This is a genomic window from Bacillus sp. es.036, assembly GCF_002563635.1.
In the GTDB taxonomy this organism is placed as follows: domain Bacteria; phylum Bacillota; class Bacilli; order Bacillales; family Guptibacillaceae; genus Guptibacillus.
In genome coordinates, this window is the sequence record NZ_PDIZ01000001.1 from 648,658 (window position 1) to 670,938 (window position 22,281).

The 22,281-nt window shown below is 38.7% G+C and carries 23 protein-coding genes; 10 read left to right on the forward strand and 13 right to left on the reverse strand.

The features are described from left to right. Positions 1–10: 10 nt before the first annotated feature. Positions 11–2,089, reverse strand: a complete 2,079-nt coding sequence (gene recQ / locus ATG70_RS03465) for a DNA helicase RecQ (protein WP_098442978.1) — start codon at positions 2,087–2,089, stop codon at positions 11–13. Positions 2,090–2,285: 196 nt separating this feature from the next. Between recQ and ATG70_RS03470 the strand changes: the two genes are divergently transcribed. The 3 genes from ATG70_RS03470 (at position 2,286) to ATG70_RS03480 (ending at position 3,563) form a co-directional block, all read left to right on the forward strand. Next, entirely contained in the window at positions 2,286–2,984 is a 699-nt protein-coding gene (locus tag ATG70_RS03470) for a DUF421 domain-containing protein (RefSeq protein ID WP_098442979.1), read from the forward strand. 17 nt (positions 2,985–3,001) lie between these two features. After that, entirely contained in the window at positions 3,002–3,181 is a 180-nt protein-coding gene (fbpA, locus tag ATG70_RS03475) for a Fur-regulated basic protein FbpA (protein WP_098442980.1), read from the forward strand. A 259-nt stretch (positions 3,182–3,440) separates the two neighbouring features. Then, the gene (locus ATG70_RS03480) at positions 3,441–3,563 is read left to right on the forward strand and encodes an aspartyl-phosphate phosphatase Spo0E family protein (protein ID WP_098445703.1); all 123 of its coding nucleotides are present in this window, start codon (positions 3,441–3,443) and stop codon (positions 3,561–3,563) included. On the opposite strand, the gene ATG70_RS22320 is transcribed toward ATG70_RS03480, so the two are convergent. Beyond that, complete coding sequence (locus ATG70_RS22320; RefSeq protein WP_165994974.1) at positions 3,516–3,683, reverse strand: hypothetical protein; 168 nt, start codon at positions 3,681–3,683, stop codon at positions 3,516–3,518. The genes ATG70_RS03480 and ATG70_RS22320 overlap by 48 nt on opposite strands. 337 nt (positions 3,684–4,020) lie before the next feature. On the opposite strand from ATG70_RS22320, the gene ATG70_RS03485 reads away from it, so the two are divergent. Next, on the forward strand, positions 4,021–4,263 hold the full coding sequence (locus ATG70_RS03485; protein ID WP_048310190.1) for a type B 50S ribosomal protein L31: 243 nt from the start codon (positions 4,021–4,023) through the stop codon (positions 4,261–4,263). A 37-nt stretch (positions 4,264–4,300) separates the two neighbouring features. Here ATG70_RS03485 and ATG70_RS03490 read toward each other — a convergent pair whose 3' ends face one another. Together ATG70_RS03490 and ATG70_RS03495 are read right to left on the reverse strand one after the other, a co-directional pair. Next, complete coding sequence (locus ATG70_RS03490) at positions 4,301–4,774, reverse strand: sigma-70 family RNA polymerase sigma factor (protein WP_179886170.1); 474 nt, start codon at positions 4,772–4,774, stop codon at positions 4,301–4,303. 392 nt (positions 4,775–5,166) lie between these two features. Next, the gene (locus ATG70_RS03495) at positions 5,167–6,108 is read right to left on the reverse strand and encodes a TetR/AcrR family transcriptional regulator (RefSeq protein ID WP_179886171.1); all 942 of its coding nucleotides are present in this window, start codon (positions 6,106–6,108) and stop codon (positions 5,167–5,169) included. Between the two features lie 162 nt (positions 6,109–6,270). On the opposite strand from ATG70_RS03495, the gene ATG70_RS03500 reads away from it, so the two are divergent. Beyond that, positions 6,271–9,435 carry an efflux RND transporter permease subunit gene (locus ATG70_RS03500; RefSeq protein WP_098442983.1) on the forward strand — a complete coding sequence of 1,055 codons (3,165 nt, stop codon included), beginning with the start codon at positions 6,271–6,273 and terminating at the stop codon, positions 9,433–9,435. Between the two features lie 187 nt (positions 9,436–9,622). Next, entirely contained in the window at positions 9,623–10,462 is an 840-nt protein-coding gene (locus ATG70_RS03505; protein ID WP_179886172.1) for an STAS domain-containing protein, read from the forward strand. A gap of 38 nt (positions 10,463–10,500) precedes the next feature. Here ATG70_RS03505 and ATG70_RS03510 read toward each other — a convergent pair whose 3' ends face one another. Next, the gene (locus ATG70_RS03510) at positions 10,501–10,836 is read right to left on the reverse strand and encodes a hypothetical protein (RefSeq protein WP_098442985.1); all 336 of its coding nucleotides are present in this window, start codon (positions 10,834–10,836) and stop codon (positions 10,501–10,503) included. Between the two features lie 245 nt (positions 10,837–11,081). Then, on the reverse strand, positions 11,082–11,753 hold the full coding sequence (locus ATG70_RS03515) for a haloacid dehalogenase type II (RefSeq protein WP_098442986.1): 672 nt from the start codon (positions 11,751–11,753) through the stop codon (positions 11,082–11,084). A 210-nt stretch (positions 11,754–11,963) separates the two neighbouring features. Between ATG70_RS03515 and lepB the strand changes: the two genes are divergently transcribed. Both lepB and ATG70_RS03525 read left to right on the forward strand, forming a co-directional pair. Beyond that, positions 11,964–12,518, forward strand: coding sequence for a signal peptidase I (gene lepB / locus ATG70_RS03520; RefSeq protein ID WP_098442987.1), 555 nt, complete (start codon positions 11,964–11,966; stop codon positions 12,516–12,518). Positions 12,519–12,824: 306 nt separating this feature from the next. After that, positions 12,825–13,652, forward strand: a complete 828-nt coding sequence (locus ATG70_RS03525; protein ID WP_098442988.1) for a CAP domain-containing protein — start codon at positions 12,825–12,827, stop codon at positions 13,650–13,652. Between the two features lie 186 nt (positions 13,653–13,838). Here the strand turns inward: ATG70_RS03525 and ATG70_RS03530 are convergent, their stop codons facing one another. The 4 genes from ATG70_RS03530 to ATG70_RS03545 form a co-directional block, all read right to left on the reverse strand. Beyond that, on the reverse strand, positions 13,839–14,525 hold the full coding sequence (locus ATG70_RS03530; RefSeq protein ID WP_098442989.1) for a DNA alkylation repair protein: 687 nt from the start codon (positions 14,523–14,525) through the stop codon (positions 13,839–13,841). A gap of 296 nt (positions 14,526–14,821) precedes the next feature. Further along, positions 14,822–15,667: an STAS domain-containing protein gene (locus ATG70_RS03535; protein WP_098442990.1), complete on the reverse strand. Its 846-nt coding sequence runs from the start codon at positions 15,665–15,667 to the stop codon at positions 14,822–14,824. A 170-nt stretch (positions 15,668–15,837) separates the two neighbouring features. After that, on the reverse strand, positions 15,838–16,866 hold the full coding sequence (locus ATG70_RS03540; RefSeq protein ID WP_179886173.1) for an SEC-C metal-binding domain-containing protein: 1,029 nt from the start codon (positions 16,864–16,866) through the stop codon (positions 15,838–15,840). Positions 16,867–16,997: 131 nt separating this feature from the next. Next, the gene (locus tag ATG70_RS03545; RefSeq protein WP_098442992.1) at positions 16,998–18,650 is read right to left on the reverse strand and encodes a PAS domain S-box protein; all 1,653 of its coding nucleotides are present in this window, start codon (positions 18,648–18,650) and stop codon (positions 16,998–17,000) included. A gap of 252 nt (positions 18,651–18,902) precedes the next feature. Here ATG70_RS03545 and ATG70_RS03550 point away from each other — a divergent pair, with 252 nt between their 5' ends. Continuing rightward, on the forward strand, positions 18,903–19,937 hold the full coding sequence (locus ATG70_RS03550) for an LCP family protein (protein ID WP_306472681.1): 1,035 nt from the start codon (positions 18,903–18,905) through the stop codon (positions 19,935–19,937). 122 nt (positions 19,938–20,059) lie between these two features. Continuing rightward, entirely contained in the window at positions 20,060–20,911 is an 852-nt protein-coding gene (locus tag ATG70_RS03555; protein ID WP_179886325.1) for a YihY/virulence factor BrkB family protein, read from the forward strand. On the opposite strand, the gene ATG70_RS03560 is transcribed toward ATG70_RS03555, so the two are convergent. The 3 genes from ATG70_RS03560 to ATG70_RS22720 all read right to left on the reverse strand — a co-directional run bounded on the left by ATG70_RS03560 (position 20,908) and on the right by ATG70_RS22720 (position 22,259). Continuing rightward, entirely contained in the window at positions 20,908–21,699 is a 792-nt protein-coding gene (locus ATG70_RS03560; RefSeq protein ID WP_098442994.1) for a sensor histidine kinase, read from the reverse strand. The genes ATG70_RS03555 and ATG70_RS03560 overlap by 4 nt on opposite strands. Before the next feature lie 163 nt (positions 21,700–21,862). Further along, the gene (locus tag ATG70_RS03565) at positions 21,863–22,069 is read right to left on the reverse strand and encodes a heavy-metal-associated domain-containing protein (protein ID WP_098442995.1); all 207 of its coding nucleotides are present in this window, start codon (positions 22,067–22,069) and stop codon (positions 21,863–21,865) included. Positions 22,070–22,139: 70 nt separating this feature from the next. Then, positions 22,140–22,259 (reverse strand): DUF6254 family protein, encoded by a 120-nt coding sequence (locus tag ATG70_RS22720; RefSeq protein ID WP_224879153.1) that lies wholly within the window; start codon positions 22,257–22,259, stop codon positions 22,140–22,142. Positions 22,260–22,281 lie beyond the last annotated feature (22 nt).

Here is a 22,281-nt window from a genome sequence, read left to right on the forward strand (position 1 = left end):
TGTTATTTTTTTAAGTGAGACGATTTTTTGTTAAAGCGACTTTTATTTGAAAGTAAGTGAATGATTCAGGAAGAGCTTCTTTTATTGGCTTTAATTTATCAAATCCAACTGATTTAGCTTTTTCTAAAATCGCATTTTTTGTTTCCTCATCAAGCAGTCGAGTTGTGTCTTGAAACAATCCTTCTTCCAAGCTTTTCAGCAAGTGGCTTTCTACTGTAGTAGGGCTTAACGATCGAGCAGCAGCAATGTTTAAAATGTCTTTGCCCTCCTCAAATAACTTAAGTGAAGCTCTATGACTTGCATCTTCAGAGGAAGCTTGCATTGATTTAGCGGAAAGCAAAAGTTCTAAAAAGGCCTCGCCGTATTTATCAAACTTCATCTCTCCCACACCTTTAATTTGAAGCATTTCTTCACGGGAAGACGGCATGTTCGCACTCATTTCTCGCAATGTACTGTCGGCAAAAACAACGTATGGCGGAACGTTGTCTCGATCCGCAATCTGCTTTCGTAAGGTTCTTAGCTGTGTAAAGAGCTGATCATCTTCCTCGATTGAAACAGGCTTACGAGCAACTTTCTTGAAGATCGTTTCTTGTCCTTTTAAAACAGGTAGCGTTTTTTCTTGGAGGATTAATGTTGGGTATTTGCTTTCTGTTAAAAGGAGGTACTGTTCTGCTGTTAGAAAGTCAATCATATCAACAATTTCTTGTTGTGTAAGGTGCTTTAATAAACCAAACGTGGAAACGCTGTTTAGGCTGAGCTCATTTATTCGCTTCGACTTTGATCCTTTTAGGATTTGGGCAATCATTGTTTTCCCAAATCGTTCGTTCACTCGTTTAATGGTAGAAAAAATCATTTGTGCTTCACGTGTAATTTCGACAGCTTCTCGATCATCAATACAATTGCTACATTTGCCACATCTGTAGCCTGGTCGGTCATCACCAAAATAGTGAAGGATCGTTCCTTGAAGGCATTTTTCAGTATGACAATAATCAACCATAGCTTTTAATTTGGAGAGATCAGCTGATTTTCTTTCTGGCTCATGCTGATTTTGCTCAATTAGAAATTTCTGGACATGAATATCGCCAGGTGAGAAGAGAACAAAACAATCACTTTCTTCTCCATCACGACCGGCACGGCCAGCTTCCTGATAGTAAGATTCCATATTCTTTGGAAGATTATGATGAATCACAAATCGAACGTTGGATTTATCAATTCCCATTCCAAATGCATTGGTCGCTACCATAACCGATAGATTATCGAACAAAAAAGCTTCCTGAGCGGCTTTGCGCTCGTTCTCTGTCATCCCCGCATGATACTTACCTACTTTGATCCCTTGTTTTAGAAGCGAATTGTATAGCTGGTCCGCTTCTTTTCGGGTCGCAGTGTAGATAATTCCGGATTCCGCACTGTTTTGACTAAGATATTTGTCGATAAAAGACTTTTTCTTTTCTCCTTTAATAACTGAGAAATGTAAGTTTTCTCGTGCAAAACCAGAAATAAACGTTTGTTCTGGAGCGATCGTTAGAAGTCTCTGAATATCTTGAATGACTTCAGGTGTCGCTGTAGCCGTTAAAGCAATGACAGGCGGCTGATCTTCAAAACGATGGATCATTTGGCTTATTTTCATATAGCTAGGTCTGAAATCATGTCCCCATTGAGAGATACAGTGCGCTTCATCGACTGCAATGAGAGAAATGGTCGTTCGCTGCAATAAACGTTGAAAAGTAGGTGCTTCTAGACGCTCCGGAGCAACATAGAGTAACTTTAATTCTCCATTTTCTGCTTCCATCATTCGTTCTCTTATTTCGGTTTCTGTTAGAGAGCTGTTAATATAAGCGGCTTCGATACCGTAACTTGCAAGTGCATCAACCTGATCTTTCATCAATGAAATAAGCGGAGAGATGACGATCGTTAGTCCCTCTGATATAAGAGCCGGGATCTGATAGCAGATCGATTTACCACCGCCAGTAGGCATAATACCTAGCGTATTATTTTGAGATAGAACACTCGAAATGATCTCTTCCTGCCCACCTCGAAATTCATCGTATCCAAAATGGTGTTTCAGCTGTTCTTTTGCTTTAAGAAGCATCGTATCTTCCTTTCTAATTCACCAGAAGTTCGTTTGCTTTTTTCATCTTACCGTATCTATGGAACTGTGTATAGATAACGAATGTACGAATGAAATTGCAAGCGTAATAAAAAGGATAAACATTTAGAAAACGGGCAAACTACTATAATATGGAAAAAATAAGTGGTTTTACGTCAAGATAAAGGGGAATACGAGTATGGTGGACTGGATAGAAGTTATTCTTAGATCGCTGTTCATATTAATTGGACTTTTTATCATTACAAAACTTCTTGGAAAAAAACAATTATCAAAGCTATCTTATTTTGAATATATTGTAGGCATTATTATCGGTGATATAGCAGGCAGTTTATCAATGGATGTGGAAGTGAGCTTACTTCACGGTGTGACAAGCATTCTCATTTGGACACTTATGTCTGTATTCTTAAGTTATATTTCAATGAAAAATAAAAAAGTGAGAGATTTTGTAGAGGGAAAAGCGAGAGTATTTATAAAAGATGGAAAGATCCTTGAAGAAAATTTGAAGAAAGAGCGCTTTACCACAGATGAATTGCTGGAAATGCTTCGTAAAAAAAGTGTTTTTTCCGCAAATGAAGTCGAGTTTGCGTTGCTTGAAGCAGATGGAGAGCTTAGCGTTTTATTAAAACGTGACTATCGAGCGATTAAGCCTGCTGAACTTTGGCTACATCTCCCTCGTGATAAAGAACCAAAAACGCTTATTATGGATGGCAAGATAATAAAAGAAGTGTTAACAGAAGAAGGCCATAATGAAGCATGGCTTAAAAAGATCTTGTCAGATAAACACGTACAAATAGACGATGTTTTTCTTGGACAGCTTCACTCTGATGGCAAGTTAACGCTTGATTATTACGAAGATGGCATGTCAGAAGTTGAATAGAGTCATGGAGGAAAATCATGAAAAAAGAAATTTCTTATCGATCGAAGGATGAACTGATCGTTCTTCTTTTAGATCGAGGGATATACAAAGTAAAGAGTAAACAGTTATATGAGTGTTCGCAAACGGAATTGTTTTATTATTACCTTTCCATCACAAGGGAATCCTTGCAGCCGGTAAAAACGAAGGTTAGTTCTTAACAGCTTCTTACAAGAAGCTGTTATTTTTTTAGGTGAATGGACTTATAATAAGGGAATGTTCGAATACTGTAAAGAACGCGTTAAGAAAGATAACCAATGATTTTGTCTAGTTTTGCCGAAAGCCTTCACAAGGCACAGAATAGTTTGGATAATAGAGCTTGTACTTATATAAGTTGGGGAGGGGTGGCGAGCCTTGTTATATGTAAAGCAGGATGCAAAAGAAGAATTGCTCCATTGGATTAAGCGTAAGCAAGAGGAAATGATCGAGATTGGCACTGCAAAAGGCATTTCACATAAAGAAACATTACAGTGTAGTCAAGAGTTAGATGATTTACTAACTTCTTATCAACGTTTGACCTCCGTCAACCAGTTGAGAAGTTAGCGTCTGAATCGAATGGAAAAGGGCTTCCTTGACGACTGGTGGATAATCGTTTTGGAATTCAGAAATACAATCACGGATTTGTTGAATTAGTAGGATCTCCTCATGACTCGCATCGTTCATCTCAACATCCTCCTCAAAATTCGATTTATACACCAATCATGACAAATCATACTCGTTTTCGTCAATGCTTTTCCCTAAAAATCGTTCGAATGATGTTTAAAATTTCTTTATTTTCTGTAAAATAAGGACTTATTACCTACTATATGTGCATGTTATACATAATGAGCATTAAATTTCTAAAAAAACTTTCATACAATGTTTGAACAAATGGCGCAAAAATTATATACTAGAAAGGACGGGTTTTGGTGCCCAAAGATTTGCGGGTCCAAACCTCTGTTTATTTCTATACCATTCATTTAACGTAAATGATGATTTGATTGATAAAGGAGGTCTAGCAATGAAGGAAGGAATCCATCCAAAATACCAGCAAGTTGTATTTTTAGACGTTAGTACTGGTTTTAAGTTTCTAACTGGTTCTACAATGGGATCTAACGAAACAATTGAGTGGGAAGACGGTAGCGAATATCCACTAATCAAAGTTGATATTAGTTCTGAATCTCATCCATTCTACACTGGTCAGCAGCGCTTTAACGATGCTGGTGGTCGTGTTGAAAAGTTCAAAAAGAAATACAACCGCTAATAAAAGTAGAAAACACTCTGAGGAGTGTTTTCTTTTTTTAGGTATTAAATTGTTTCCGTAATTTCGTTATGGCACTTTTTCTCCACGATTTAACTGCTTCTACGCTGACACCTTCAGCAGTTGCAACACTTTTAAGTGATTTTCCCTCTATGATAACCTGTTCAACCCATTTTTTTTGTTTCATTGTAAGGCTACTTAAGTCAATGTTAAGCGTTACGCTGTTCTGAGGCGTGAAGAACGTTTCTTCATAGTCATTCCAATCAGCATGCGATGCTTCTTTAGACGCGCGTAATTCTTTTCTTCTTTCATCAAGTAATTTTCCGCGCACTTTTAAATAAGCATATGCAGAGAAGCTTCCTTTTGAATCCTGATAATTCTGAACGCATTCCCATAGCGCAATCATTGCCGCTTGTTCATATATGGGATCGTTTGTAAGGTTTAATTTATAGATTTGACTCTTCACTAGTGGTGAGTAATCTTCAACTATTTTTTCGAATGAGATATCTTGCACAAAACGAGTCTCCCAAGAGAGGGTGCACCCTCCTGTATTCCGTCGGTAAAGATGACGATACGGGAATGGAAGGAAAGTGTCATATACGTGATTTGCAAGTATGGCAATACGGGCAGGTAGGATACGTGTTATTCCATTCAAGGAGATTATAAGTTTAGTAGGGTTAAATGACGCTTAACTGTTGATATGGTTCCAATTATTATCCCGTTCTGAATCAGAACAAAATAAAAAACGATCTAAAGTAAGATCGTTTTTGCGGGAGAAGACTTATGCTTTTCGGTAGCAAAGCTGTGCATTAATTCCTTTTAATTGAAGTTCGCGTACAATGCGTCTTAACTCTTCTTTTGTCAGGAGCGGCTCTTTCACCATCTTCCACCTCCACTAGTTTCTAATTACTGATCAAGGTTCAGTGAGTTAACGAGGGCAGTCTTATATGAATTAAGTTCTGTGAATCCTTCAAATTGGTGTAGCATCCCTTTAAAAATAAAGCGCCGTGGATTTGGCTCATTCACTTCTTTCATGAGAAAATGAACCGTTTCAAGTAGCTCTTTCCTTTTGTTTTCTTCTAACCTCATCGTTTTAATAGTCGAAAGCATGTTCGTTAAGATAGAGGATGGCGACTGTTTTTGGCATGCTTCCGATTGACTGCTTTTTTCAAAAATGACGGAAGCTTGCTTCATGGTTAGAAAAGGCTCAGCATTGCTTTCGATCATGCCATATACCATGTCATTTAACCGCTTTAGAATGAAACGAGGAAGCTCTTCTAAGTCAAAATCCGCATTCTGCAGGACAATTAACTTGATGTAAGAGGAGAACATACCATCAAGAAGCAAGACGCAATCTGGCAAAATAGGGGTAATGCGCTCGCCATATAAGTCCTGGATACTACTTGCAAGCGTCTGAAGGGACTCCATTCTGATCTTCAAAATCAGTTCATCGATTTCTTTGTTCATCGAAATAGCTTGTTCCCTGAATTGCATAATAATAAACTCTTTATGCTGCACGATTTCTCGAGCTTGCACATACAGCAGCTTTTCAAGACGTTCTTCTGGGGTAAATGAATCTAGTTTTGCATCAGATAGTTTCTTTTTTAATATCTCATAATAATAAGAAAAGATGGAGTACAGTACGTCATCTTTTGATTGAAAATGAAGGTAAACGGCTCCTTTAGAAATTCCACTTTCATTGGCGATTTCCTGTATCGATGTTGAATGGAATCCTTTTCGAGCAAAAAGTTGCATGGCCGTTTCAAGGATGTGTTTCTTTTTTTCGTTCATCTTCCACCTCTGTTCGTCAGAAATAAACTGACCGGCTTTTACTGACCAATTGGTCATGAACATTATATCATGTTCAAAGTTTTTTTCCTAATCCTACTTTAATTGAGTAATAATCTCTATATAGTAAACAATATATCTTGAATTATATCGGTTTATTCAGTATAGTGATCATGTAATGACCAGTCAGTCATAAAAGTGGAGAAAAGGAGTGGAAGTTGCTTGAGAAAGCTGATTCAATTTTCGTTAAATAATAAGTTTGCAGTTTGGCTGTTAACGATTATTATCACAGTTGCTGGATTGTACTCAGGTTTTAATATGAAAATGGAGACAATCCCGAATATTAATACCCCATTAGTATCAGTCACAACTGTTTACCCGGGAGCAACACCTGAAGAAGTGTCTGAGAAAGTATCAGAACCGATTGAAAATAAAGTAGAAAGTCTTTCGGGAGTAAATGTCGTAAGTTCTTCTTCATTCGAAAATGCATCGAATGTTCAAATTGAATATAACTTTAGTAAAAACATGGATGAGGCTGAGGATGAAGTACGAGAAACTTTGCAGTCACTTTCATTACCTGATGAAGTACAGGACCCGAATGTTTCTCGATTAAGTTTTAATGCATTTCCGGTCATGTCGCTAAGTGTTTCTGAAGATGATCGTTCACTCACAGAGTTAACCCAGCGTGTCGAAGAAGATGTCCTGCCTGCCATTGAAGGGGTCGAAGGGGTTTCATCTGTTTCGATTGCCGGCCAGGAAGTGGAAGAAATTTCTTTTTCGTTTAAAGAAGATAAGATGAAAGAGTTGGGGCTAGATGAAGAAACCGTTAAGAATCTGATTAAAGGTTCTTCTGTCAATATCCCTCTTGGTTTATATAACTTTGAAGATAACCAAAAAGCTGTTGTCGTGGATGGCAATGTTTCTTCATTAGAAGATTTAAAAGAACTAGAAATACCAGCTATGCCACAGCAAAGTCAAGCAGGAGCAGATCAAGCGCCTTCCGCAGGAGCAGATCAAGCACCTCCGGCAGCCGCAGCACAAGATCCTTCTGCATCTCAAGCAGGAGCTAGTGAAGGGCAACCGAAAATACCAACCGTTCAGCTTCAAGAAATCGCAGATATTGAATTAGTTGGTGAAGCGGAATCGATTTCCCGTACGAACGGGAAAGAATCAATTGGGATTCAAGTAACAAAGAGTGCAGATGCAAACACGGTTGATGTTGTGAACGGTGTGAAAGACGAAATTGCATCACTTGAGGATGAGAACAATGAGATGAGTATTGTCACTATATTCGATCAGGGTGAGCCGATCGAAGAATCAGTTAGCACAATGCTGAACAAGGCGATTATCGGTGCTATTTTTGCCGTTCTCATTATTTTATTATTCTTGCGTAACATACGATCTACGTTAATTTCCGTAATTTCCATACCATTAAGCTTGCTAATTGCTTTATTGGTGTTGAACCAGTTAGACATTACGTTAAATATCATGACGTTAGGTGCGATGACTGTTGCGATTGGTCGTGTGGTTGATGACTCGATTGTCGTTATTGAAAACATTTATCGACGTATGGCGATCAAAGGCGAACAGTTGAAAGGGAAAGAACTCATTACGGAAGCGACAAAAGAAATGTTCCTTCCAATTATGTCTTCGACAATTGTAACAATCGCCGTCTTTTTACCACTAGGTCTCGTTCAAGGCCCGGTTGGCGAACTATTCTTACCTTTTGCCTTAACCATTGTATTTGCGTTATTAGCTTCTTTACTTGTTGCGATTACAATTGTGCCAGCGATGGCTCACTCTCTCTTTAAGAAAGGGCTAGTGAAAAAAGGGAAGGAACCTGAGCACAAAGAAGAGGGCAACGGCCGTCTTGCTCATCAATACAAAAAAATATTAAATTGGACGTTAAATCATAAACTGATCACGTTCGGTGCGAGTATACTTGTTTTAGTGGGAAGTTTATTCCTTGCTCCGATTGTAGGCGTCAGCTTCTTGCCTTCTGATCAAGAGAAGATGATCGTAGCAACATATAATCCAGAGCCTGGTGAAACAACTGAAAATATTAATAACCTTGCTCTTGATGCCGAAGACTACTTCTTAGATAAAGAAGATGTGGATACCATTCAATACTCCGTTGGTGGAGAAAATCCAATGAATCCAGGAGCTAGTAATCAAGTTCTTTTCTTTGTTAGTTATGATGAAGAGACAGAAGGATTCGAAGATGAACGTAAACTGGTTCTCGAAGATTTGAAGCAACTGAGTGAAAAAGGTGAATGGGGTTATCAGGATATCTCAGCTTCTGGTGGAAGCAACCAAATTACACTCGTAGTAAATGAAGAAAATATGAGTGATCTTGGTCCGGTTGTAGAAGATGTGACAGCTGAGCTTGAGAAAGAAGACAACCTTTCGAATATTAGTTCAAGTATTTCAGAGTCCTATGATCAATTTACAATTGTAGCGAACGCTGAAAAGCTAAGTGAATTTGGTTTAACAGCTGGTCAAATCGGAATGGAGCTTCGTAATACTGGGGAAGCGCCTGTTCTTACAACTGTTGAAAAAGATGGAGAAGCATTGAATGTTGTTCTCCAAGTAAATGAAAAGACGTTTGAAGATAAAAGTGATTTAGAAGAAACGACGATTCAGTCACCATTAGGTATAGAAGTACCTCTTAGTGAAGTCACCACAATTGAAGAAGGTCAATCATCAAATACAATCACACGTCGCGATGGCAAAGTGTACGCGAACGTAACAGCTGAAGTACTCGATGATAACATTGGGCAAGTTTCGGCAGATGTACAGGAATCCATTGATGAAATGGATTTACCTGATTCTTCAGAAGTCACTCTTGGTGGTGTCACTCAAGATATCAATGAATCATTCACTCAGCTTGGTTTAGCCATGCTAGCTGCGATTGCCATTGTTTATCTTGTTCTTGTCATTACATTCGGAGGCGGTCTTGCTCCGCTCGCCATTTTGTTCTCACTACCATTTACCGTTATTGGCGGACTCGTTGGATTATTAATTGCTGGTGAAACGATAAGTATTTCATCGCTAATAGGGATGCTAATGCTAATTGGTATTGTTGTAACAAATGCGATTGTATTAATTGACCGCGTCATTCATAAAGAAAAAGAAGGGTTCACGACTAGAGAAGCTTTAATAGAAGCCGCTGGTACGCGTCTTCGTCCGATCTTAATGACAGCTCTTGCAACGATTGGTGCTCTAGCGCCGCTTGCGTTTGGTTTAGAAGGTGGAGCGCTTATTTCTAAAGGACTTGGTGTAACTGTTATTGGAGGACTAACAAGCTCAACTCTCTTAACGCTTATCATCGTCCCTGTTGTTTATGAATTCTTCATGAAATTTAGAAAGAAACCGAAAAGCGAATAGAAACTACAAATGAAGGTCCTTTGAGAAAAGGGCCTTCATTTTTCCTGTATAATGCTTTAAGATGGCAAATTTCTGAACAGTCATCTATTTCAGTAAACCAAATGTTTTTACCAACTCTGGACATGTGTACATTCCCCCATTTTCGGGAAACAATGAATTAACGATGATGATTAGGAGAGACATAACAATGGATAAAGTTGAAGCAATGTATGTCGAGTACTTTCACGAGCGTCTTGAAGAAATTGGAGAGAAATGGACAAAAAGGCTTCAAATTCTTGTCGATGAAAAAGAAGCAACAGATACAGCCGTTCTTAAAGTACCAGAATTAAAAAAGGAAATTATTTTGTTCTGTTCTGATTTTGTTAAGCAGATGATTTTTCAAAAATCAAATACTCGAGATGTACAGGAATGGGCAGGAAGGATTGTTGAGATTTTTTCGAGTCACACGTTTTCTTTGCAGCAATCTGTCGCTAGCCTAACATACCTTAGACAAATACTCTGGGACGTCATGGTGGAATTTAGTTCGGAGCAAGAACATTTAGAAGCGAGCCGACTAGCAGGGTGGGGCAGTTACATGAACAAATCGTTTGATTTGCTACTGCATAAAGTAACTGTCTATACGAATCAACTAAATGAAGAGCAAATTGCGGCACAGCAGACAAAAATTACCGAACTAAGTGTTCCTATCATTCCGATCGCAGAAGATATTGGCGTATTGCCTCTTATCGGAACAATTGATACTTATCGCGCATCACTTATTCAACGAAAAGGTATCGAACGAAGCTCAGAACTTCAATTATCCTATCTTGTGATTGATCTATCCGGCGTCCCGATCATGGACACGATGGTAGCAAATGAAATCTTTCAACTCATTAAAATGCTTGAGCTTTCCGGCGTGGAATCCATTTTAACTGGCATTCGACCTGAAATTGCTCAAACTGCCGTTCAGCTTGGTATTGATTTTACAAACGTAAATACTTACGCTCATCTTCATCAAGCGCTAAGAGCCATTTTACCATCTTCTTAAAACGATTAAAGCCTCAGAGGAATATTTCCTCTGAGGCTTTAATCGAGGCAGGTAAGGTGAGTATGAAGACATTGATAATCTCCGTGTTTAAGAAGAAAGAGAGCTAAAATATACTGGCTATGCTGTTTTAGGATCTCTATGTTGAAGAAAAACTGTTTAGAAAGTTCGCGATAAGGTAGTTTCTTTGATTTGAATATTTTTACAACAAGCGTTTCGGTTGCTGCAATTTTCCAGGCTGCTTCTTTACACAGGGTCCGAACTTTGTCCTCACTAGGCATTTTAGCAGGGAGCTTTAGAAGAGAAATACGAAAGTGACGAAGTTGTTCCTGATAGCGAATGATTTCATTTTGAAGCAAATAATCGACCTTTATCATAATTCAAACACCTGGCTACTTTCCATTAGTATTTAATGAGCATACGCTGTAATGTGTTGATTATACGACTAAGCTGTGCAGTGGTCAATGGGCCTATATTGGTAAAAAAAGTGATCGAAGCTAGGTATATAGTATGGTTCTTCAAAAAGAACGTCATAGACGATACTTCAGTTCAAAAACGTGTTATTCTCAAACAAAACCTGAACGATAGTCCAGGTTTTGTTTGAGAATGTTTTTATATTGTGCTACTTAACCCAATTTGTAAGATGACTTAAGTCCTCATAAATAGAATCAGGAAGAAGATTAAGCTGTTCAACGGGCAAGTTGTTACGATTAATCCACGCAGTATGGAACCCAAAATTCTTGGCACCTGAAATATCCCATCCATTTGAGGACATAAAGAGAATATTTTCTCGACTTAATTCAAGAAAGTTCAGCGCATGGGTATAAGAGGCAGGTGTAGGTTTAAACTGTTTAATATCATCCGCACTGATAACATAATCCAGGTACTCAGCAAGAGGTGACTGCTTAACAAGAGGATCAAGCATATCGTGAGACCCGTTCGAGAAAATGGCAAGCGTGATGCCTTCCGCTTTCAGGTCCTTTAATACTTGTGGCACTTCTTCATACACAGAAAGTTGCTGGTAAGCTTCAAACAGGACTTCTTCGTTATCAGGAGTAAGCTCTGCACTTGCTTCCTCTACAGCGTAACGGAGAGCATCGCGTGTCACTTGTGCAAATGGCTGGTAGTTCCCCATCATTTGACGTAAGTAGCTGTACTCAAGCTGCTTCTTTCGCCACGTTTGACTGATTTGATCACCTTTATTGGGATAAAGTTCTTCGCATTTTTTAGTCACAGAAAAAACATCAAATAACGTTCCGTAGGCATCAAATACAAAAGCTTTTATTTGACTCATATACATCCCCCTTTTGTCCATTTCTGTTAATTCCCTCATTATAGTTTCGTAAAACCTCTTGAATAATGAATTTAAAGACGATTAGACTGATTTCAACATCTCCATCTTTTTTTTAGCTAAAAATAGTTAAATGGACCGTGGCGTTAGGATGGAACATTGTAGGAAAATTATGCTAGACTAAACGTAGAAAGTTCTTTTATGGAGGGGCATATGAAGAGTGATGGAGAACCAAATTGGTTGAAAGATTGGGGAGCACCGCTATTATTCGCTATTATTCTGGCATTTGTCATTAAAATGTTTGTAATGGCGCCGTACATTGTGGAAGGGGCTTCCATGGACCCTACGCTACATGATGGCGATCGCCTCCTTGTTAATAAGTTTATTTCATATGTTCAGGAGAATCCTGAACGAGGAGACATCATTATTATTAAGGATGAAGATGTAAAGAAGCATTATGTTAAGCGCGTAATTGGGTTACCAGGAGACATCGTTGAAATGAAGCAAGATAAGCTTTACGTAAATGAAACCGAGTTAAAAGAGCCCTACCTGGATGCTAACCGAGATGATGCGAATACGATGGGAATGAGGTTAACAGAAGATTTTGGACCTGTTGAAGTTCCTGAAGGTCAGCTATTTGTCATGGGGGATAATCGGTTAAGAAGCATGGATAGTCGGAATGGACTTGGAAAAATAGAACTTGAAGAAGTTGTCGGAAAGGCCGAAGTTGTCTGGTATCCGTTTCAAGATGTAAGACCGACGAAGTAAGAAAAGAGGAAGGGCATTATGCTCTTCCTCTTTTTGTTACGTTTTTGAAATACTTGAAACAAAACGTTAATGGTTCTTCTTTCCCTAAAATGTGGAATGATTACCATTCTGCAAAAACGTGTTTACTTTAAAGTAGTGGCTTCTAAGTCTTGATATGAAAGGTTTTATAAGGCAGGTTCTACCTCTTAACCGAAAAATGTCTCTGGTATGGATTACCGGTAAAGGAAGTTATTACGGTCTTTTAGACTAGCAATCTTGTGATATTCTCATCATGTAAGAAATTTCACCAATCAGGGAGGAATCACATTGAAAAAATCAATTATTCTAGGTGTCACAGCGGCAGCAGCCCTGCTGGCAGCAAATCCATCAGCAAGTTCTGCAAGCGAAGGAAATCAATTCGCAAATGCGGAGGTAAAAGCTCAAACTTTCCAGGTCAACAACATAAATGAACTTCAATCCATTCTTGACCGTTTTGAAAAACAATATAATATCTCAATTAACGACTCTATTAATTTAGATCAGCTTCTTCAAAAGGCAACTGAACAAGCCGAACAATCGCCTAAAGCAGAAGCACCAGTAGAAGAAAAGGCAGAAGCACCTGAAGCGAAAGCACCAGTAGAAGAAAAGACAGAAGCACCTGAAGCGAAAGCACCAGTAGAAGAAAAGGCAGCGCCTGCAGAAACTGAGGCAGTCCCTTCAGAGTCAAAGCAAGCTGAACAAGCCGAACCTACAAAAGAAACAGAAGCTGAGACAGGCCTATCAGAATTTGAACAGCAAGTTGTGAACCTTACAAATGAAGAACGCGCAAAAGCTGGTCTACCTGCACTTGAAGTAGATACTGAGCTTAGTAAAGTAGCACAGGCAAAATCTGAAGATATGAGAGACAATAACTACTTTGCCCACAACAGCCCGACTTACGGATCACCATTTGATATGATGAATCAATTTGGTGTAGATTATCAATCAGCAGGTGAAAACATCGCAAAAGGGCAACAAACACCTGAAGAAGTAGTCAATGCATGGATGAACAGTGAAGGTCACCGTAAAAACATTATGAATGGTAGCTTTACTCACATTGGTGTTGGCTATGTAGAAGAAGGCAACATTTGGACGCAGCAATTCATTGGTAAATAACATGTAAATCGAGCCCATCCTGCTTAAGGATGGGCTTGTTTACTGATGAAAGGTTGAGTTTTTTTATTTGGCTTTTTTCGTAGTTGCTGCTTTTAGGTAAGTGGTTCATTTCCGCTCCAATTCGCGAAGTGTGGTTTTTTATTCAATAATTGATTCAAATGCAACAATCTATTAGAAAAGATTCTTTTATTTTTGACGTTCTTGTTCGTTCTTCTTAATGATTTTACTAGCTTCGCGCTTACTCAGAGGTGCTAGAGAATCTTCTTCGATAAAATTCTCTACAGTACTAGGGGCTGTTTTTGAGTATTCTCTAAGAGCCCAACCGATCGCTTTTTGGATGAAAAACTCTTTTGATTCAGAATGAATAAGAATAGAACGTGTCAAGAGTGGCCAGTCTGTCTTTTCCTTATACGAAATCTGAAAAAGGATAGCGCTTCGATTTAGCCACATGTTTTCGCTTGTCATCCACTTTTCTGAAATAAAGTAGAGTTGATCTGGGTGTTGCTTAAAATATTTCCCCGCACTGTGAACCGCAAGACTATCAACTGTATCCCACCAAGATTTTGTGACAATTAGCTGTTCAATGAGAGCAATGGCGTCTTTCGGAAACTGTTTGACCCTGCTGAGTAAATCAAGTGCGGCGTTTTGGTATTCGCGTTCTGGTAATAACCATAGCTGCTCAACTAAATGCTGAACGACTTGGAAATCCGGCTCCCGCGTTTGGCCTAACGCGTTTATGACTGTTTTTCTTCTCTCTGGCGTTTTAACTCCGAGAAAAGGAAATTGATTTCGCATATACTTTTCCATCTTTACGGCTTGATCCTTATCTTGAAATGATTCGAGTTTTTCTTGTAGCTTTTCAACTGTAAGCATTTGCTCTCTCCTTTCTATAAGAAGTTTGTTCGTTGAAAGACGCTTCATTTCCTGTGTAAAAAGCCAAAAGAAAAAGCAGCGGCATTGCCGCTGCTTTTTCAAACTAAAATAAGGAGGTTTCCCGGGGGAGGGAAGGGATGCATTCATTTACTATACGTTGGATTCCAGGAAAGCTTTCCGGGTTGAGGAGAAAGCTTTTCTGGATTGACTTTAGTATAGCAGGCCTCATTTGAAAAATGAGCATTATGGGATAGTTTTGATAAGAATGACAGAATTGTGAACGAAGTGTAAGCAGATTAAGTTGCTGGATTTGAAAGAACAGCAAGGTCTGTTAATGCATTATGAAGACTCGATTTAATGGTTAGCTTATGAAGATCGATTCCTAACTGAACGGCTGAAATGGAGATCGATGGACTGATGCCTGTTAAGGTAACCTGAACGCCCATAAGACTGAGTGCTTCTGTAATATCAAACAAGTGCTTGGCAACCATCGTATCCATTGTCACAACCCCTGATAAGTCAATGATCATGTGATTAAGCTGTAATTTGCGCGTGTGCTCGAGCGTTTTCTCCATGATGAGCGTTGCCCGGTACGTATCAATATTTCCAACAAGCGGAAGTATAGCCAGGTTTTTTATAATTGGAATAATTGGAGTTGATAGTTCTTCAAGGGTTGAGTCGTACTTGGTTTTAAGCTGTTGATTGCTTGTAATATAAGTACTACCATAACTATAAACAAATTGATCAAGGAGTGGATCGATTTTTCCAGGAAGTTTAATAACGTCCCGTGGCTTCATATTTAGCTCTTCAACAACGGGCTCAATGGCTTCCCAAATTGCCTCGCGAATGAGCGGTACCGTAACGATTAGCGAGATGATCATCTCATTTTCATCTTGAACGAGTTCACCAGATTCTTCTCCAAACTCTTCAATTGCAGTCATCGCATTCGTAGTGTTTTGCTGTAGGCTTTTACCAATCAATTTCACTAAATAAGTCGTATTCGTTAAAGATAATTTGGTTTCATTTGTAAAATCAGCTTCATCCAAATCATGACGCTGTCTTTCGTATGTACTCTGTGCAATCTCAGATGCCTGTTCAAGAATGTAGCTTCCTACTTTTTGAGTGGGTGTCTCAGCAGTCACTTTATTGCCTCCCTTAAGATAGCTCTATAAACCTAACGTGTTAACCTCAATATAACTCGAAATTGAACAGTTAACACGTGTAAGTAAAAGAGTTCTGTCATGTTTAAATCATACCATTTAAGTAGATTGTTTGTTTATTAAACGTTCATTCTGCTTTAGCAAAGTGCATTCTAGTTCAAAACAGGGGTGAATCGCTCGTGAAATGCTTTGTATTTACTAGAAATACTAGATGCAGATGTTCCGTATTTTTTAGCAAGGGCGCTTTGACTAATCGATAAATCAAAGACTTTAGAGGCAAGATACTCAAGAGAAGCTGCAAAAATAGCAGGTTTTCTGACAGATGGCTGTTCTTCTTGAATATATTCCTTCCAGAAGTGAAGGATTTCTTGAACCTGCTCTTTTGAAAATTCATCACTAACGTGCTCAGTAAAAAGAGAAGCCACTTCTGCATCTTCTTTTCTAGACCAAATCATGTCAATCGAATCATCTGTTTCTTCTGAACCGTTACCATGCTTCACGATTTCACTAAGAATTTCTGGGAAGTCGCTTTGCATCATAGAGCGTACGTTGTTAGCGGCATCTTCAGTTGCTAATTTCTGTTCTACCAATTGCATGGCATCAGGGGCAATTTTAAGAAGTTCGATAAATGGCATCGCACCGTTTTTAACCGGAAGAAGAATACCAGCTAGGCTTTCTCCTTTTTCGAGAATCACTTCTTCATGCAATAAAATGCTGATTGGTTGATTTGAGCTAAGTTCTGTCACAACAGCTGTATTGCCCGATACTTCGTCCACTGTGTAAATGGACATATAAGCATCGCGCCAGTCGTTAACCGTTTCTTTCACTTTCTCAGTAGAGAAGGTGTGTGAATAGAGTTGTATGTACTCTTTTACGATGGTTTTATTCCACTGATTGACTGCCTGATGGAAAATCGCCCACGGGAAAACCCCATGCATATAAGCTTCTTCAAGGTTTTTAGGAATATCAAATCTAGTAAATAACTCATTTGCTAGAGAAACCATTTTCTGATCATGTTGGCTCATCGCGTATTCAACGAGCTGAGCTTGAACCGTGTAAAGTTCTTGTGTGTATAGCTGTTCTTCTAATTGATCCTGTGCACTTTCAGATGTCATACAGCATTTTTTATATTTTTTGCCGCTGCCACAAGGACAGGGATCATTTCGTTTCGCTTTTTGCAATGTTGCTTCCTCCTTCAGGTCAAACTTATTCAAGAATAAGAGACGAATGATATTTTAGCATACATAGGGTTATAAGCACAAAAAATAGATAAAAAGACCTACTTTTATTTGAGGTTTTCGAAAGACCATCACTAAGAACCATTACTATTTTTAGGAAAACGTATGGTTACTTTTGTTCCAATTCCAACCTCACTTATAAAATCGATGGTTCCATGATGATTCTCGATAATTTTAAAGCTAGATAAAAGGCCAAGACCGGTGCCTTCTTCTTTGGTCGTATAGAAAGGTTCACCGAGCGTTTTAAGTTTATGTGCAGGTATTCCAACACCTTCATCCGTTAAAGTTACTTCGATCTCGGCATCTTTTACAGCTGTTATTAAGCTGACGCAACCACCTTCAGGCATCGCTTCAATGGCATTTTTAATTAAATTGATGAAAACTTGTTTAAGCTGATTCTCCTCACCGTAAAGCGTGTCGTCTTCATCGGTGAAATCTTTCATAAACGTAATATTGTAAAGGCTTGCCTGCGTACTTAATAACTGCAATACGTAGGAAAGCAACTCGTTCACCTTGAAATAAGTAGAATGAGAAGCTTGTGGTTTTGCTAACACGAGCAGGTCTTTAATGATGGCATCCATTCGATCGATTTCTGACAGCATAATTGAAAGAAACGGCGTTTTCTCTGCGAATGGTTTATCGTCGTTTAGCAACTGAATAAATCCTTTAACGGAAGTTAGCGGATTTCGTATTTCATGCGCTACGCTGGCAGCTAACTGACCAACTGCCGATAATTTTTCTGTTTTGAGAAGAGCTTCTTCCGTTTTCTTTTTATCCGTAATATCCATGAAAGCGGCCATAATCCCATTAATTTGACCGTTCTCATCTTGAATAGGAGCTGTGGATAGAGCAGTGTAAACGATCGAACCGTCTTTTGTCATCCGCTGAACTTCCTTATTCACTATATGGCCATGTTCAATGATTTCAGGTATCGTAATATCTTTTTCCCCTTGAGGGACAATTGGACTTTTCTTTCCAATTACTTCATCACTATGCCAGCCAAATATTTTTTCTGCTGCTGGGTTCCAAAGACGAATGTTAGCGTTCATATCCAGCGCGAGTGTTGCAATTGGCGAGGCACTTATAATAGCCTGAATCAATTGTTTTGCTTCCCATAGTTCTTTTACCGCTTGCTTTCGTTCGGTAATGTCGCGTGTTTGAATAATGGTCATAACTTTTTGATCAAAAGTGATTGGAATAAGGGTTGATTCGACGTCGATTATTTCGTTATTCGAGCGCAATAGCTGATATTCAATCGTTTCAGGGATTTCATTTTCATTGGTATGGATGCTGTGCAAAATTTCTTTAATTTTCTTTTGATCGTGTTGGTTTACGACTAACGATTCGCGATTTTGATAAAGGTCACTGAGTGAATGAACACCTGCCATGTTAAGACCAGTTTGATTTGTATAAGTAATCTCCCCATCTCGAAGTAAACAGATCGCATAGGGGGATGACTCAACAAGACGTCGGTATCGTTCTTCACTTTCTAGAAGTTGGCTTTCCATCTCCTTGTTTTTTTGGAGGAGATGCTTTAAGAGGAAATAGAGAAAAATACACGTTAATAAGATGAAAAACCAACCTTTATATAGTCCCATTTCTTTGTTTGTTATAAAATCAGTAGAAAAGCGATAAAGAATGGTATCTGAAAGCAAGATCCACATTGAGCCAAATAAAAAATAGCTGCCAATGATAATCCATGGAATTGATTTTGTTTTTATATGCAAGAGTTTTTGTCCTTTCTCTCTATCATCTTGTATTTTACAAAGTTAATGGACGAATGCAAAGGAAACCTGAACAATGGAAAAATATTTAGGTAGAAAGTAATAAGAAAGAATGGTACATTTATAGCTAGGGTTAACGCAAAGTGACACGTTTAGCCATTTTTCAGCAATGATTGACCGTCGATCTTTATGATGATGATGCGAATGGTCTATAAATAAAGAATGAAGATTTATATTGAAGGAGATAAAATTTCTATGAATGAAGAACAAATGGAACCTCGAAGTCGATATAAACCTAAGAAAAAACGCCGTGGATTGCGCATTACACTCTTGCTTTTATTATTTATTATAGTTGGTATTGGTGGCTATGGAGGATATCTTTATTATAAAGTATCTAGCGTATCTGACCAATCCCTGATGGAACCAAATCGCGGAAATCAGTCCGACCTAAGAAACAGTGCAGTCGATATAGGTAAAGATCATTTTTCTGTATTATTGTTAGGTGTAGACGATGAAGAAAATACATCGAATGGTCGAAGTGACTCGATGATGGTTGCTACATTTAATCAAGATGACAAATCAATGAAGCTTCTTAGTATACCGCGTGATTCGTACGTTGAAATTCCAGGTAGAGGTATGGACAAAATTACTCACGCTCATGCCTATGGGGGGATTGATTTAACGATTGATACAGTCGAAGGCTTACTTGGAATACCGATTGATGAGGTTGTCCGAGTGAATTTTGATGCTTTTAAAACCGTCATTGATGAGCTCGGCGGTATTGATGTGACAATTGATTCACAGCTTGTCGCTGACCAACTGTACAAAGAGTCGAAAGGAAAAATCGATTTAGAAGTAGGGGAGCAGACCCTTAATGGTAAAGAGGCGCTTGCGTTTGCTAGAACACGTAAAGCCGACTCTGACTTAAAGCGCGGACAGCGTCAAATGGAAGTCATTACTGCTGCAATGGACAAGGTTAGCTCACTTTCTTCTATACCGAAGTACGGTGATGTTGTCGATCGTATCGGAGAAAACCTTACAATGAGCTTTACTTTTAATGAAGCTATTGGCCTGTATCCGTTTATCTCAAAGATCGATACAGTTGAAAAACTTCAGCTAACAGGAACGGATTTCCAACCAGCTGGAACCTACTATTTTAAGCTTGATGATCAGTCTTTAGCAACTGCTAAAACAGAGCTTAAATCTCACTTAAACCTTGAGGATCAAAATAATGATCCAAATGGAAATATGAACGCATTAGACGGTGAACAGGGTGAGACGACGCCTTAACATTAGATGGAATGATAAGAAAAGGAGCAGACACAATGTCTGCTCCTTTTCATTATGAAGGACGATTACAGCGGAAGATTATAGGGAAAGGGTCTAAAGAATGTAAGAAAGGGGTTAACAAAATGGGTGGATTATCATTTGTTAAAAAACTTGGAAAAGAAATCGGAGAGGATCGGGTTACGAGTCTTGCAGCTGAATTGGCCTATTACTTTATGTTATCGATCTTTCCATTACTTATTCTCATTCTCTCGATTCTTCCTTACTTGTCAATTGACAAACAGGAAGCGGTGGATTTCCTTACAAAATATGCTCCTGGAGAGACAGGGAGCATCCTACAGGATAATGTTCTCTCCATCATTAGTGAGCCTCAGGGCGGCTTATTAACCTTAGGTATACTTGGGACGATCTGGTCAGCTTCAAACGGTATGATGGCGATGATGAGAGCGTTGAATCTTGCTTACGATGTGGAAGAAACAAGATCCTTTATTAAAGCAAGGCTTCTTTCTATTTTGTTGACAATTGGACTTGTTCTTGTGTTTATTGTCACGCTTGTATTACCGGTTTTTGGAGACGTAATCATTGACGCAGTAACCTCATCACTAAATTTGCCGAGCTCGACCGAATTTTTGTTTCGTATTCTTCGTTGGGTAGTAGCTGTGGCAATCATGGCATGCATCCTTGCAGCTTTATATCGGTTTGCACCAAATAAACATTTCCCATTTAAAGAGGTGATCATTGGAGCACTTGTAGCAACATTAGGCTGGCAGGTAATTTCGCTTGCATTTGCATTTTACGTTAGTAATTTCGGTAACTATTCTGCTACTTATGGAAGTCTTGGCGGTGTGATTATTTTAATGCTTTGGTTTTATTTAACCGGCATTATTCTTCTTGTAGGTGGAGAGGTTAATGCACTACTTCATAAAAACAAGCGAAAAACACAGGTTTCAAGTGAGAAAGAGCAAATTGGTTTTTAAACCGGATGGAGCAAGGGCAATTTAATAGAAAGTGTTGTACCAAACGAAGGAGAACTTTTTACTTTTATCGTGCCTTTGTGGTTTTGAATAATTTGTTTACTAAGGAACAGGCCGAGGCCCGTTCCTTTTTCTTTTGTTGTGTAAAAGGGTTTGAAAATACGGCTCTGAGTCGATGCATCCATTCCAACGCCATTGTCACGTATAGAGATTGTCACCCTATTAAAATGCTGTCCTACTGTTAATGAAATCGTCCCATTGCTACGGTTCGTCATGCGAATAGCTTCGATACTGTTTTTCATCACATTTAGAAAAACTTGCTTGAACTGTCCGGGGTTAATCATCACTTCAATAGGAAGTTTGAACTGTTGTAGATTTGTGGTCAGGTCACACTTGCTTAACTTTGCCTGGCTATCAAAAAGTAGGAGGATATTTTTTAGGAAGGGGATAAGATCAATACGTTCAGATGTAACCTCTACAGGGCGTGCAAGTTGAAGAAACTCTTCAACTAGATCGGTCGTTCGTTGGATTTCTGTTAACAGTAGCTCAGCAATGTCGCTTTTTTGTAGTTTATCAAGGTCAGGTTTTATTAGCTGAAGGAAGCCTTTCATAATCGTAAGAGGATTTTTAATTTCATGAGCAACGCCCGCAACAAGCGTGTTAACGTTGCTTAGTGCTTGATTTTCATAAGTTAACGCTTCTAATTGTTCAAGCAAGTGAGAATAGTCCTCTACTGATGGCAATACATTCTGTTTAGGCATTTCCTTAGCATTTAAATTAGACTGTTCCAAGTCCGTTACCCCTTTCGTTAACTTATCCTTAACGCATAGTTATAGAGTAACACCCATGAATTGCGAAGATTGAATGTTTGTAGGAAAGAATTAGAGTGTTTTTGAAGAATATTGTTTCATTTTGGTGTAAAAAAGAATCTGCGCTAGGCAGATTCTTTTGGAATTAGGCAGGTTGATAGCCCGCTTCTTCAATTGTTTGCATGATTGTTGCTTCGTCTAAGGCTTCTTCATCAAACATAATCGTGACCGTTTCTTCTTTCAGATCAGCTAAAGCCCGTTCAATGCCGTTTAAAGAAAGGAGGGCAGCTTCGATTTTCTGGATACATTCTTCGCCCTTCATTCCTGTTACGGATACAGTCATTTCATTCATATCGCTAAACTCCTTTCATCATCTAAAACCCTTTACCCGAATTAGGAGGAGTTTAATCTGTCTTAATAGGCTAAGGTTTATTCGGAGTTTCGTTCGAAAGCTGCTCCAATGATTTAATTTTACCATGTGGATTTTGTGCTTCTTTTCTTTTGCGGAATTGTCTTTCTCGTTGTCCTTTAGACTGACTCATCAGTTTTTCACCCCTTATCATA

Coding starts and splice junctions, on each gene's coding strand:
- recQ (WP_098442978.1), bottom strand. CDS start 2,089: ATGCTTCTTAAAGCAAAAGAACAGCTGAAACACCATTTTGGATACGAT.
- ATG70_RS03470 (WP_098442979.1), top strand. CDS start 2,286: ATGGTGGACTGGATAGAAGTTATTCTTAGATCGCTGTTCATATTAATT.
- fbpA (WP_098442980.1), top strand. CDS start 3,002: ATGAAAAAAGAAATTTCTTATCGATCGAAGGATGAACTGATCGTTCTT.
- ATG70_RS03480 (WP_098445703.1), top strand. CDS start 3,441: ATGATCGAGATTGGCACTGCAAAAGGCATTTCACATAAAGAAACATTA.
- ATG70_RS22320 (WP_165994974.1), bottom strand. CDS start 3,683: ATGAACGATGCGAGTCATGAGGAGATCCTACTAATTCAACAAATCCGT.
- ATG70_RS03485 (WP_048310190.1), top strand. CDS start 4,021: ATGAAGGAAGGAATCCATCCAAAATACCAGCAAGTTGTATTTTTAGAC.
- ATG70_RS03495 (WP_179886171.1), bottom strand. CDS start 6,108: ATGACCAATTGGTCAGTAAAAGCCGGTCAGTTTATTTCTGACGAACAG.
- ATG70_RS03505 (WP_179886172.1), top strand. CDS start 9,623: ATGGATAAAGTTGAAGCAATGTATGTCGAGTACTTTCACGAGCGTCTT.
- ATG70_RS03510 (WP_098442985.1), bottom strand. CDS start 10,836: ATGATAAAGGTCGATTATTTGCTTCAAAATGAAATCATTCGCTATCAG.
- ATG70_RS03515 (WP_098442986.1), bottom strand. CDS start 11,753: ATGAGTCAAATAAAAGCTTTTGTATTTGATGCCTACGGAACGTTATTT.
- lepB (WP_098442987.1), top strand. CDS start 11,964: ATGAAGAGTGATGGAGAACCAAATTGGTTGAAAGATTGGGGAGCACCG.
- ATG70_RS03530 (WP_098442989.1), bottom strand. CDS start 14,525: ATGCTTACAGTTGAAAAGCTACAAGAAAAACTCGAATCATTTCAAGAT.
- ATG70_RS03550 (WP_306472681.1), top strand. CDS start 18,903: ATGAATGAAGAACAAATGGAACCTCGAAGTCGATATAAACCTAAGAAA.
- ATG70_RS03555 (WP_179886325.1), top strand. CDS start 20,060: ATGGGTGGATTATCATTTGTTAAAAAACTTGGAAAAGAAATCGGAGAG.
- ATG70_RS03565 (WP_098442995.1), bottom strand. CDS start 22,069: ATGAATGAAATGACTGTATCCGTAACAGGAATGAAGGGCGAAGAATGT.
- ATG70_RS22720 (WP_224879153.1), bottom strand. CDS start 22,259: ATGAGTCAGTCTAAAGGACAACGAGAAAGACAATTCCGCAAAAGAAAA.